At 56.0% G+C, this 12,650-nt stretch carries 11 protein-coding genes and 1 pseudogene; 4 read left to right on the top strand and 8 right to left on the bottom strand.

The features are described 5' to 3' along the window. Positions 1-125 precede the first annotated feature (125 nt). Both degP and dgt read right to left on the bottom strand, forming a co-directional pair. Positions 126-1,553, bottom strand: coding sequence for a serine endoprotease DegP (degP, locus tag QNN88_RS12960; RefSeq protein ID WP_414240579.1), 1,428 nt, complete (start codon positions 1,551-1,553; stop codon positions 126-128). A gap of 129 nt (positions 1,554-1,682) precedes the next feature. Beyond that, a complete protein-coding gene (gene dgt, locus QNN88_RS12965; protein WP_414240580.1) occupies positions 1,683-3,200 on the bottom strand; it encodes a dGTPase in 1,518 nt (505 codons plus the stop codon). A gap of 82 nt (positions 3,201-3,282) precedes the next feature. Here dgt and mtnN point away from each other — a divergent pair, with 82 nt between their 5' ends. From mtnN to QNN88_RS12980, 3 genes are read left to right on the top strand one after another with little or no spacing between them, the layout of a single operon-like run. Then, entirely contained in the window at positions 3,283-3,981 is a 699-nt protein-coding gene (mtnN, locus tag QNN88_RS12970) for a 5'-methylthioadenosine/S-adenosylhomocysteine nucleosidase (RefSeq protein ID WP_414240581.1), read from the top strand. Then, positions 3,974-4,774: a vitamin B12 ABC transporter substrate-binding protein BtuF gene (btuF, locus tag QNN88_RS12975; protein ID WP_414240582.1), complete on the top strand. Its 801-nt coding sequence runs from the start codon at positions 3,974-3,976 to the stop codon at positions 4,772-4,774. The genes mtnN and btuF overlap by 8 nt, the downstream gene beginning before the upstream one ends. 36 nt (positions 4,775-4,810) lie before the next feature. Further along, the gene (locus QNN88_RS12980) at positions 4,811-5,434 is read left to right on the top strand and encodes a TRIC cation channel family protein (protein ID WP_414240583.1); all 624 of its coding nucleotides are present in this window, start codon (positions 4,811-4,813) and stop codon (positions 5,432-5,434) included. A gap of 102 nt (positions 5,435-5,536) precedes the next feature. Here QNN88_RS12980 and erpA read toward each other — a convergent pair whose 3' ends face one another. The 3 genes and pseudogenes from erpA to clcA form a co-directional block, all read right to left on the bottom strand. Then, the gene (erpA, locus tag QNN88_RS12985; RefSeq protein ID WP_042997877.1) at positions 5,537-5,881 is read right to left on the bottom strand and encodes an iron-sulfur cluster insertion protein ErpA; all 345 of its coding nucleotides are present in this window, start codon (positions 5,879-5,881) and stop codon (positions 5,537-5,539) included. Continuing rightward, a pseudogene (gene yadW / locus QNN88_RS12990) lies at positions 5,878-5,931 on the bottom strand (small protein YadW); the annotation flags it as partial. The pseudogene yadW and the gene erpA, both read right to left, overlap by 4 nt. Before the next feature lie 31 nt (positions 5,932-5,962). Then, a complete protein-coding gene (gene clcA / locus QNN88_RS12995) occupies positions 5,963-7,384 on the bottom strand; it encodes a H(+)/Cl(-) exchange transporter ClcA (protein WP_414240584.1) in 1,422 nt (473 codons plus the stop codon). 168 nt (positions 7,385-7,552) lie between these two features. Between clcA and hemL the strand changes: the two genes are divergently transcribed. Continuing rightward, entirely contained in the window at positions 7,553-8,833 is a 1,281-nt protein-coding gene (gene hemL, locus QNN88_RS13000; protein WP_414240585.1) for a glutamate-1-semialdehyde 2,1-aminomutase, read from the top strand. A gap of 111 nt (positions 8,834-8,944) precedes the next feature. Here hemL and fhuB read toward each other — a convergent pair whose 3' ends face one another. From fhuB to fhuC, 3 genes are read right to left on the bottom strand one after another with little or no spacing between them, the layout of a single operon-like run. Continuing rightward, on the bottom strand, positions 8,945-10,927 hold the full coding sequence (gene fhuB, locus QNN88_RS13005; RefSeq protein WP_414240586.1) for a Fe(3+)-hydroxamate ABC transporter permease FhuB: 1,983 nt from the start codon (positions 10,925-10,927) through the stop codon (positions 8,945-8,947). Next, entirely contained in the window at positions 10,924-11,814 is an 891-nt protein-coding gene (gene fhuD / locus QNN88_RS13010; RefSeq protein ID WP_414240587.1) for a Fe(3+)-hydroxamate ABC transporter substrate-binding protein FhuD, read from the bottom strand. The genes fhuB and fhuD overlap by 4 nt, the downstream gene beginning before the upstream one ends. Then, a complete protein-coding gene (gene fhuC, locus QNN88_RS13015; protein WP_414240588.1) occupies positions 11,814-12,611 on the bottom strand; it encodes a Fe3+-hydroxamate ABC transporter ATP-binding protein FhuC in 798 nt (265 codons plus the stop codon). The genes fhuD and fhuC overlap by 1 nt, the downstream gene beginning before the upstream one ends. Positions 12,612-12,650 lie beyond the last annotated feature (39 nt).

Below are 12,650 nucleotides of genomic sequence, written 5' to 3' on the forward strand. Positions count from 1 at the left end.
GCATAAGGAAGATCACAAACGGCGGCATTGTGCAGATGCACAAAGCAAAGGAGAGAAGTATGGAGTTGTGGGTAGTATCACAAAAAGAAACCCCCTCCTGTCACAGGAGGGGGCTCTGGAAGGGATTACTGCATCAGCAAATAGATAGTGCTGTCGCCACGCTGAATGTTCAGCGCCAGAACAGACGGTTTGCTGTCGAGGATTTTCCGCAGCTCAGCGATGTTTTTCACCGGCTGCTGGTTAGCACCGATAATCACATCACCTTTTTTCAGGCCAATCTGCGCTGCCGGGGTGTTCGCTTTCACGTTATTCACCACCACGCCTTTGTCCTGACCTTTATTGCTCATTTCAGCCCCTTCAATACCGCTGAAGATAGAGCTGGAGTCAACCTGAGTCTGGCTGCTTTGCTGAAGTTCCAGATTCACCGTGACCGGCTTGCCGTCGCGCAGCAGACCGAGGGTAATTTTGCTGCCTACCGGCATGGTGCCGACCTGCGCACGCAGTGCGGCGAAGCTGCTGATCGGCTTGCCGTTCAGGGAGGTGATCACATCCCCGGCTTTAATCCCGGCCTTCGAGGCAGACGAATTCGGCATAACCTGGCTGACAAACGCGCCGCGCTGCGCGTCAACTTTCATCGCTTTCGCCAGTTCGGAGCTCAGTTCGGTCCCCATAATGCCCAGCTCACCGCGTTTCACCTGGCCGAACTCAACCATTTGAGACGTCAGGTTTTTCACCATGTTGCTCGGGATCGCAAAACCGATACCGATGTTGCCGCCGTCCGGCGCGAGAATCGCTGTGTTAATACCGATCAACTCGCCATTCAGGTTAACCAACGCGCCACCGGAGTTACCGCGGTTGATCGCCGCATCGGTCTGGATGAAGTTTTCATAGTTCTGCGCATTCAGGCCGCTACGACCCAGCGCAGAGACGATACCGGAGGTAACCGTCTCGCCCAGACCAAACGGGTTACCGATGGCGACAGTGTAATCCCCCACGCGCAGCGTGTCGGAGTCAGCCAGCTTAATCGCCGTCAGGTTTTTCGGATCCTGAATCTGGATCAGCGCGATATCGGAACGCGGGTCTTTGCCGACGATCTTCGCGTCGAATTTACGACCATCGCTTAACTGAACTTTAATCACCGTGGCGTTATCCACCACGTGGTTGTTGGTCACGACATAGCCTTTCGCGGCGTCAATGATGACACCGGAACCCAGCGCCATAAATTTCTGCTGCTGGCCGCCGCCATTACCGCCCTGTGGGCCACCCTGGCAGAAAGGTGAACTCTGGAACGGGGAACCGTCCTGGCAGAACGGGGAATCATCACCAAAGAACTGCTGGAAATTACGCGGCATACGCGGCGTATTCACGGTCGTGCTACCTTCCACGTTAATGCTGACCACCGATGGCATCACTTTTTCGAGCATCGGTGCCAGACTTGGCATCTGCTGCGCGGTCGTCGCTGATGCTGTTTCAGCGGCCGTGGCAGAAAGCGGGGATAACGCCAAACCTAAACTCAGAGCCAGTGCACTCATTGCTAATGTGGTTTTTTTCATGTGTCTCAATCTCAATTAACAGATAACGCAAAATTGCTGTGTACGTCAGATTCATTTTATAGCGCTAAGTTCCGGACAGAAGTTTATGGAAAAGGTAAAAATTTATTGTCCGTCTTTACAAAACTCCGCTTATTGTTCGACTGCCATCAGTCGCCGATATTCATCCCATGCATAGAGATCGGTCATCCCGCTGATATAATCCTGAATAAGACGACAGCGGTAATAATATTCCCACAAGGGATACTCAGTTGAATCTGTTCTTAATTTACCCACAGCCTCCATATAGGCCAGCCGATGGCGCGTTGACAGTTTCTGAAATAAGCGGGATTCGATAGGGAAGCGCGGCAGGCGCTCTTTTTCCACCAGCTCGCTAAAATCCGCCAGCGGCAGGCTTAATAAAGGACGGTAGATATCGAGTAAACCACTGATCACCCGATAGCCCTGTAATTCAAGCTGCTCAACATCTGGATGGCTAAACACATGTTTAATCGCCACATTTTTATAAAGTTTCAGCAGGCGGCTGTAATTACTGCCATCTTCCAGCAATGCCTGATTGAACGTGCCGTCGAAAACCTGCGCTAAATTATCAATAAAGCGCTGCGCGGCGTAAGGCACCAGTTTATTTAGCGTATTGACCCGCAAATACATGAAGAATTGATCTTCAGTGCTGCGACTCAGAGAATTGGCGCGCGATTTCTCCCAGGCATTTTCAACAACCTGCGCAAAGAGCGAACCTTTCTCGTGCTCCCCCCAGGCCTCATGTAAATGGTGATAAAGTTGCTCAACGCTGAAGATTCTTTTCTCTACCGCGTCCTCCAGATCGGCGACGCAATAAGAGATATCGTCAGCGGCTTCCATTATCCACGTTAACGGAAAGCGACTGTAAACCGCGAGATCGAGTTCTTTACGTAACCTCGCAATATACGGTTCTTCAGAAAGGTAATAACCTGGTTTTTTCATTAAATAGTTGTGCGTCGCAGGTGTTTCTCCCCGCCACCATGCCGGACGGGTATATTTTAAGATCCCGCCGACCTGGGCCCAGGTCAGGTTCATGCGCATCAACGTTTGTACCAGACGAATACCTTGCGCATTCCCTTCGAAATGGCACAGATCCTGGCGCACCTTACGGCGGAGATCGTTTAGCACTTCTTCACCCTCGCGCAGACGCAGCGTCGCCACAATGCAACGATCTTCAGTTAAGGGTTGGCTTTCGGCATCAGCAGGATGCAATCGCTGGCGAAACCAGTCATTGATCGCCGCCTCGCCAAAGTGCCCAAACGGCGGGTTGCCTATGTCATGCATCAGGCAGGACATCTCGACAATGCTCTCAAAAGGTCCGGTCAGCTCGTCCAGTCCGTACTGTTCCAGCAGCTTCAGTTCTTTAAGACGGCTTAACACCTCTTTGGCGATATAGCGCCCCACCTGCTGAACTTCCATGGAATGAGTCAGGCGCGTGCGAACCGACGCATTACGTTCGAGGGGAAACACCTGGGTTTTTTGCTGCAGGCGACGGATCGCCGGGGAGTTAATAATCCGCCCGCGGTCGCTTTCAAAAATGCGCAGGATCTCATGCTCGGTTTTAACACCCTGCGGTGAACGATAACGACGGTGCCAGTTTATTTTTTTCCGGAAATCAATCTGTGACATGTCCTCTCCCGCGTGAGAATGCACTTCACCTTAAGCGCATGGTAAACTATGCCTTTAAATCTCACCTGGCGCGAGTAAATCTATGAAAATCGGCATCATTGGTGCAATGGAAGAAGAGGTTACGCTGCTGCGTGACAAAATCGAAAATCGTCAAACTCTCACTCTGGGCGGTTGCGAAATTTACACCGGTCAGCTTAACGGAACCGACGTTGCGCTACTGAAATCCGGTATTGGTAAAGTGGCGGCGGCGCTGGGCGCGACGCTGCTGCTCGAACGCTGCAAACCGGACGTCATTATTAATACCGGTTCCGCTGGCGGTCTCGCCCCGACGCTGAAAGTCGGCGACATTGTGGTCTCTGATGAAGCGCGTTATCACGACGCTGACGTCACCGCTTTTGGCTATGAATTCGGCCAACTTCCGGGTTGCCCGGCCGGTTTTAAAGCCGATGAAAAACTGATTGCAGCGGCAGAGTCCTGCATCTCTGAGCTGAACCTGAACGCAGTACGCGGCTTGATTGTCAGCGGCGATGCCTTCATTAACGGCTCCGTGGGGCTTGCGAAAATCCGTCATAACTTCCCTCAGGCCATAGCCGTTGAGATGGAAGCCACTGCGATTGCGCATGTTTGCCATAATTTCAGCGTGCCGTTTGTGGTGGTCCGCGCAATCTCTGACGTTGCCGATCAGCAGTCTCATCTGAGCTTTGACGAGTTCCTGGCCGTTGCCGCGAAGCAGTCCACGCTGATGGTCGAAACGCTGGTACAGAAACTGGCGCATGGTTAACGCACTCTTCAGGGCGCTTGTCGCCCTGCTGTTAGCTCTTCCGGTGTGGCTACATGCCGCACCTCGCGTGATTACCCTCTCTCCTGCCAATACGGAACTCGCCTTTGCCGCCGGGATCACCCCCGTTGGCGTCAGTAGCTATTCTGACTATCCGCCGCAGGCGCAACACATTGAACAGGTTGCCACCTGGCAAGGGATGAATCTGGAACGGATCGTGGCGCTGAAGCCGGATTTGGTTCTCGCCTGGCGCGGCGGCAATGCCGAACGGCAAGTCAATCAGCTCACGTCGCTGGGTATCAAGGTCATGTGGATCGACGCCGTCACCATTGAGCAAATTGCCGACACGTTGCAAAAGCTGGCCGACTTTAGCCCACACCCCGAAATGGCAAAGCACGCCGCGCAAACCTTGCTGGACGACTATTCGCAGCTAAAATCTCAGTATGCAGGCAAAGCGAAAAAACGCGTTTTTTTGCAGTTTGGCATCAATCCGCCCTTCACCAGCGGAAAAGGATCGATTCAAAACGAGGTTATTGAGCTTTGCGGTGGAGAAAATATCTTTGCCGGTAGTCGGGCTCCCTGGCCGCAGGTCAGTCGCGAACAGGTGCTGGCGCGTTCTCCGCAAGCGATCGTTGTCGCCGGCGATGCAGGTGAAATTCTCAAAATTAAGCAATACTGGGGTGATCAACTACAAATTCCTGTCATTCCCCTCAACAGTGACTGGTTTGAACGCGCAAGCCCGCGTATTATCCTCGCCGCAAAACAACTCTGTAATGCGCTTTCCCTGGTGAATTAGCGCCTGCCCCAACAGGTGTGTTGTGAGGATTTGATCATGCTCGTCTATTGGCTGGATATTGTCGGCACAGCGGTATTTGCTATCTCTGGCGTATTGTTGGCCGGGAAACTGCGTATGGACCCGTTTGGCGTGCTGGTATTGGGCGTCGTTACCGCCGTGGGCGGCGGGACGATTCGTGATATGGCATTAGATAACGGACCGGTTTTCTGGGTTAAAGATCCAACCGATCTGGTGGTGGCAATGGTTACCAGCATGTTGACTATCCTGCTGGTACGCCAGCCCAGACGCTTACCCAAATGGATGCTGCCGGTGCTGGACGCCGTCGGCCTGGCCGTATTTGTGGGGATCGGCGTCAACAAAGCGTTTATTGCAGGGACAGGGCCGCTGGTAGCTATCTGTATGGGCGTCATCACCGGTGTGGGCGGCGGTATTATTCGCGATGTGCTGGCACGAGAAATCCCGATGATCCTGCGTACGGAAATCTACGCAACAGCCTGTATTATCGGCGGGATCGTTCATGCAACCGCACATTACACCTTCGCGATGCCGCTGGAAGCCGCCAGTATGTTGGGAATGGTCGTCACGCTGGTGATTCGCCTGGCGGCGATCCGCTGGCATCTGAAGCTGCCGACTTTTGCGTTAGATGAGAATAGCCGTTGACTTGATTTTGCCCGATGGCGCTGCGCTTATCGGGCCTACAACAGAACAACACCGTAGGCCGGATAAGGCATTTATGCCGTCATCCGGCATGACAGACAGCACTCAGATGCTGAAGGAAGAACCACACCCGCAGGTGCTTTTCGCATTCGGGTTGGTGACTACGAAGCGGGAACCTTCCAGACCTTCGGTGTAGTCAACAGAACCACCGACCAGATACTGCAGGCTCATTGGGTCAACCACCAGGCCAACGCCCTGCTTTTCGATGGTCATATCGCCTTCGTTGACCTGGTCATCAAAGGTAAAACCATACTGAAAACCGCTGCAACCGCCACCGGTGATATAAACACGCAGTTTCAGATTCGGGTTTTCTTCGTCCGCGATCAGGCTTTTTACTTTATTGGCTGCTGCTTCAGTAAATTGCAGTGGCAGCGCTACGTCATCACTCATATTTTTGCTCCAAACGACATCGGCAATTGGGCAAATTCTGACCCAATACTGGCGTCATTATCTAATACCCTGGTATTTCATTCAAGTATTCTCGCCAGCAGTGGTCGTCTGACTTTTTGCCGCCTGCTCCGCTTCCTGCTTTGCCAGCGTGCGGGCAAGAATGGTTGAGTATAGCGGTTTTCCGCCGAGGAATTGCGCCAATAGTGTTGCGCCAAGGCAGGTAATAATCATTGGCAAAATGAGCTGATAGTTATCGGTCATTTCCAGCACCAACACGATACCGGTCAGCGGCGCACGCACGGAGGCCGCCAGCAGCGCGCCCATTCCGGCAATGGCGAACGTTCCGGCCTCAAGCTGATAATGTGGAAATCCAGCCGCCGCTGCCATCCCAAATGCGGTGCCCAACAGTGTACCCAGCGCCAGCATCGGGGCAAAAATCCCGCCGGGCGCACCCGAAGAGAAGCAAAGTAAAGTGGTGATCACACGGGCAATAAAGATAAACAGCAGCAGTCCGACGCTAAAATTGCCCGCTGCGGCGATTGGAATAAGGTTAAAACCGCCGCCAGACGCCGCCGGTTCAATCAGCCCCAGAATGCCGCACAGGCCGCCAATCGCACCGCCCATCAGCACCCATTTGGTGGTGTTTCCATGATGAAAGCGCTGGAACATATCCTGAGTGCGCAACACCAGCTTATTAAATACCGGCCCCACACAGCCAAAAATCATCCCGAGGATCAGATACAGCCACAGCGTATTGACCGGCGCGTTGGACAATTTCCCCACCTCAATGATCGGCGATTCGCCGTTGAAAATGCGGAAAACAATGCTCGACATGATCACGCCGGTAAAAACGGCTTTGATCGAGATGAGGTTATAGCGAAACTGCGGGCGCATCTCCTCAATGATAAACAGAATGCCCGCCAGCGGCGCGTTGAACGCCGCCGAGAGGCCCGCTGCCGCACCGGTCGCCAGCAGGGTATGGCGCGCCTCGGCGCTGCGCATACGGAAAATATCCAGCACCATACGACCAATATTCCCGCCAATCTGCACCGTCGGCCCTTCGCGCCCCAGCACCATGCCCGCGCCCAGCGTGCCCATCCCGCCAATAAACTTGACCGGCAACACACGCCACCAGCGCACAGGGCGAAGCTCTTCCAGCGCACCTTCGATCTCGGGGATCCCGGAACCGCCCGCTTCCGGCGCAAATTTACGCACCAGAAAATAGCCGACCATTGCCAGTAATGCGGAGAGAATAAACGCCAGCGGCCAGAGCAGAAGCGGATGGTCAGCTACATTCACCAACGCGCCGATACGCAGATTTTGCACCCAGCTCACCGCTTTTTCGAACGCCACGCCCGCCAGACCGGTAAGCGTCCCCACCACTGCCGCCATCAATAAGATCGCCAGCGGCGTTTTATCCCGCTCCAGCAACCGACGTATTTGGTCTCTGCGCCGTAAGCGCACAATTTGCTGTGCTTCAAAAGAGGGAGTTTCTGTCTTCATCAGATGATCATTAATTGGTAATACAAATGCAGAGGCGGCATTGTACTCGCCTCTTACCCGAAAATCCCCTTCAAATCGTAATGTTTCAAATGCGCAAAACTTTCATAACCTTCTCTGAATAACTAGAATAGCGGGCATTCACTTTTTCTACGAACCAGGAACCCATCCATGAGTAAGTCTGAAAACCTCTACAGCGCAGCACGCGAGCTAATCCCCGGCGGCGTTAACTCCCCTGTTCGCGCCTTTACTGGCGTGGGTGGTACTCCGCTGTTTATTGAAAAAGCGGACGGCGCGTATCTGTACGATGTCGATGGCAAAGCCTATATCGATTACGTCGGATCCTGGGGACCAATGGTGCTGGGGCACAACCATCCGGCGATCCGTAACGCGGTAATCGAAGCCGCCGAACGCGGCCTGAGCTTCGGCGCGCCAACCGAAATGGAAGTCAAAATGGCCGCGCTGGTCACCGAACTGGTGCCGACGATGGATATGGTACGAATGGTGAATTCCGGAACAGAAGCAACGATGAGCGCCATTCGCCTGGCTCGCGGCTTCACCGGACGCGATAAAATCATCAAATTCGAAGGCTGCTATCACGGCCACGCCGACTGCCTGCTGGTAAAAGCCGGTTCCGGCGCGCTGACGCTGGGCCAGCCAAACTCTCCGGGCGTGCCGGCTGATTTCGCGAAGCACACCCTGACCTGCACCTATAACGATCTCAATTCCGTGCGTGCCGCGTTCGAGCAGTTCCCGCAGGAGATCGCCTGTATCATCGTTGAGCCAGTGGCAGGCAATATGAACTGCATCCCGCCGCTGCCGGAATTTCTGCCGGGTCTGCGCGCACTGTGCGATGAGTTCGGCGCGCTGCTGATTATCGACGAAGTCATGACTGGCTTTCGCGTAGCGCTTGCCGGAGCACAAGATTACTACAACGTGGTGCCGGATCTGACCTGTCTGGGCAAAATCATCGGCGGCGGTATGCCCGTGGGCGCGTTCGGTGGTCGCCGTGACGTGATGGATGCGCTGGCGCCAACCGGCCCGGTTTACCAGGCGGGAACCCTTTCCGGTAACCCGATTGCGATGGCGGCCGGTTTTGCCTGCCTGACGGAAGTCGCGCAGCCGGGCATTCACGAAACGCTGGATGAATTAACCACGCGCCTTGCCGACGGTTTACTGAAAGCCGCGCAGGACGCGGGGATTCCGCTGGTCGTTAACCATGTCGGCGGCATGTTCGGGATTTTCTTCACCAACGCAAAAACCGTGACCTGTTATCAGGACGTGATGGCCTGCGATGTGGAACGCTTTAAACGTTTCTTCCACCTGATGCTGGATGAGGGTGTATACCTTGCACCATCGGCGTTTGAAGCGGGCTTTATGTCCGTGGCGCACAGTGTGGAGGACATCAATAACACTATCGACGCCGCGCGTCGGGTGTTCGCGAAGCTGTAACAGAGTACGTTTTAAACCGTAGGCCGGGTGAGGCAAAGCCACCACCCGGCTTTTTTATTGCCGGATGGCGACGCGAAGCGTCTTATCCGGCCTGCACGAAAAACATCCGAATCAACGACTCTGCTTACGTAACAGATAGATAAAGTACGGCGCGCCGATAAACGTCGAAAGTATCCCCGCCGGGATCTGATACGGGAACAGCACCATCCGCCCGCACCAGTCGGCAAAGATGAGCAATAAGCCCCCCGCCAGCGCCGACATCACAATATGTGGCATCGTTCGACGAAAACCTAACATCCGCGCGATATGCGGTGCCATCAGCCCGACAAAACTCAGCGGACCAATGGTCATCGTGGCCGAGGCCGTCAGGCTGGCCGCCAGTAACAGCAGCGCGATACGCGACGGGGTCAGCGCCATCCCAACAGCACGAGCGGTATCGCCACCCAGCGGTAAAATGGTTAGCCAACGGCGGCACAGCGGCGTGATGGCTAACAGGACAACCATCACAATCCCGGTGCGCAGCACCTGTTCGCTTGTCGCGTTATAAGTCGAGCCGGAGATCCAGGTTAACACGCCGGCCATACGCGGATCGCCGCTTGCCTGTAACATCATCAACAGCATAGTGAAGGCCGTGCTGAGCGCCATCCCGGCCAGCAGCATACGGTGGGGGGAGAATCCTCCCCGTCCGGCAGCAATCATAATGATCAACAGCGTGGCGGCAGCACCGAGACTCCCGGCGGGCAACAGCCAGCCAAACGCATTGCCCGGCACCAGAAACAGCATCAGCACCACGCCAAACGCCGCGCCGGAGCTGATCCCCAGCACCTCAGGACTCGCCATCGGGTTCCCGGTCAAGCGCTGGATAATGCAGCCTGCCACCGCCAGCATGATACCGGCAATCATTGCAGCCAGAATACGCGGCCAGCGCCAGGGCATCAGTTCTTCAAGCTGTGCGCCGCTGGCCCAGTTCCAGCCCAGCGCGTTACGCCCCAGCGACAGCGCGACATATGCCCCGATCAACAACAGCACGCCGCCGAGCAACGCATAACCCAGCACATGCTGACGTTCCGTCGCCACTTGGTTGCTGACGTTCATGTCCGGCGCGCTCTGACTTCGCAGTCGCGGTAGCAGCCACAGCAGCAGCGGTGCGCCGATCAGCGCTGTCACAGAACCGGTGGACACTTCCATCCATACGCGGGTCAGCCAGAGAATGACCTGATCGGAAAGCCAGAGAATCAGCGCGCCGATAAGCGGCGCCAGCATCAGGCGCGCCAGCAGACGCCGCGCGCCGAGCATTTTCGCCAGCAACGGCGCAAACAGGCCAATAAAACCGATAATCCCCACCGCATTGACCAGCAGCGCGCTGAGCACGATCGCCAGCGATAGCGCCGCCAGACGCGCCAGCGACAGCGCCAGCCCTAAATTACGCGCCACGCCGTCGTCCAGCCCCATCAGGGTCAGCGGGCGCAGCAGTAACAGAGTGAGCATTACCCCGCCCAGCAGTTGCGGCCACAGACGCTGCACCCCGCTCCAGTCGGTTTGCGTCAGCGTACCGGTGCTCCACAGAAACATACTTTGCAACTGATCGTGGTGGAAGATAACCAGTAACTGATTGATTGCCCCGCAGTACAAACTAACGACCAGGCCCGCGAGGATCAACGTGACGGGAGACAGACGTTTGCCCCAGGCGACGCCAAACACCAGCGCCCCGACGATACACGCCCCCGCCAGTGCGGCGAACTGCGCGGCCAGTACGCCTGGAATCGCCCACAGCGTAGTGACCGTTATGCCCAACTGTGCGCCGGTCGCCACACCGAGTGTGGTCGGTTCTGCAAGCGGGTTACGCAGCACCTGTTGAAAGAGCACGCCAACCAGGCCCAGTCCAGCCCCGACCAGCAGGGAGATAACCAGACGAGGGAGAAGACTGTAGTGGAAAATCATCTGTTCGATGATATCGATATTGGGCGACCACAGCGCCTGCTGCCACTGAGCGCGCGGCAACGCGATGGAGAAGTTCGTCCAGGTCAAGCCCACAGCGACGATGAACAGCAGCAGCAGGAGGGAGGCCGGGAAGAGTGCAATCCGTTTGCTCACGATTTGCCCCCTAACGCCTTATCCAGAATACGCACAAACTGCATGGACGATAACGTCGCGCCGTAGAACCACACTGCCGGTACGCGCTGAAAACGACCTTCACGCACGAACGGCATCGCCTGCCAGAGTGGCGTCGCCATCAGCGTTTCCATCTCTTTGTTATTGCCATGGTCAAAACAGAGCACGTCGGCGTCTTTATAGGCAGCCAGGCGATCGATACCCACCGCAGTACTGCCCCAGAAATTGGTTTCGCCCTGCCAGGCGTTACGGATGCCGTACTCATCCAGCACCCCCTGGAACAGACAGTTCGGGCCGAAAACCAGCATATGACGCGGATCGAGCAGCGTCATCAACAGCAACGGACGATCGCCTCGCTGCACAAAGCGCGGCTTCCGGCTGGCAATAAACTGATCGTATTCCGCCAGATGTCGCTCAGCCGCAGATTCCAGATTCAGCATCTGCGCCATGTCGATCAGCGATCGACGCGCTACGGCTAAGGGCTGTTTGCCATCGCTGAAGTTGAAGCCACGTCCGGGCGCAATTCGCGCCAGCGTTTCGGGGGAAGGACCGTACCCTGTCGACCAGAACATGTAGGAGGGCTTCATTTCGGTCAGCAGTTCAAGATTCGGCTCGGTGCGTAATCCAACATCAATCACCGACGCAGGCAGCGGCGGCTCGTTCACCCACAGGCGGTAGTTGGGAATATCCGCCACGCCATAAGGCGTCACGCCAAGCGCCAGCAGCAACTCGACGGGCAGCCACTCCAGCGCCACGATCCGGTGCGGGTTAACCGCGGTCGCACGCGCCGTGTTCATCTGCCAGAGCAGTGGGGAGAGTGCCATCGCCGTTAATAAACGACGACGAGTGATGGGGGGTAATCCGCGCATTAGTAGACAAAACTCACGGGCGCGGCCCCTGCCGGATGCGGCAGGATCCCCATCGGGAGACCATAAATCAGCTCCAGAGTTTCGCTGCGCATCAGTTCGGCAGGCGTACCCTGAGCAATCATTTCGCCACCGCGCAGCGCGACCAGATAGTCGCAGTAGCGGGCAGCCATATTAATATCATGCAGCACCGCGATCACCGTCAGTCCCCGTTGTTGGCTGAGACGATGCACCAGCGCAAGGACATCGACCTGATGAGCAATATCCAGTGCCGAGGTGGGTTCATCCAGTAACAGGCAGCGACTGTCTTGTGCCACCAGCATTGCTATCCATGCGCGCTGACGTTCACCACCGGAGAGGCTATCGACCAGACGATGCGCCAGCGGTTTTAACCCTACCAGCGCGATCGCCTCTTCCACTTTTTCTCTGTCCGCCACGCCAAAACGTCCCAGCGCCCCGTGCCACGGATAGCGACCGATCGCCACCAGTTCACGTACGGTCATCCCTTCCGCCGCTGGCAACTGCTGCGGTAAATATGCCACCTTGCGGGCAAACGCTTTGCTGTTCCAGCTGTTCAGCGGCTGGGCATCGAGCAGGATATCCCCTTGCGACGGCGGCTGGTGGCGGCCCAACATTTTTAACAACGTGGATTTACCTGAACCATTGTGACCAATCAGGCCAGTCACTTTACCGATGGGAAAAGTTAACGACAGAGGGTGCAGAAGCGTGCGACCGGGCACGCGAAAGGAGACATCACGCAGTGCAAACGTGGTATCGGGATGATGGGTCTGTTCCTGCATAGCGGCCAACTTGTAAAGCGGGCACGCAATGCGTGCCCA

It is taken from the genome of Citrobacter sp. ANG330 (assembly GCF_047467925.1).
Taxonomy (GTDB): domain Bacteria; phylum Pseudomonadota; class Gammaproteobacteria; order Enterobacterales; family Enterobacteriaceae; genus Citrobacter_A; species Citrobacter_A amalonaticus_G.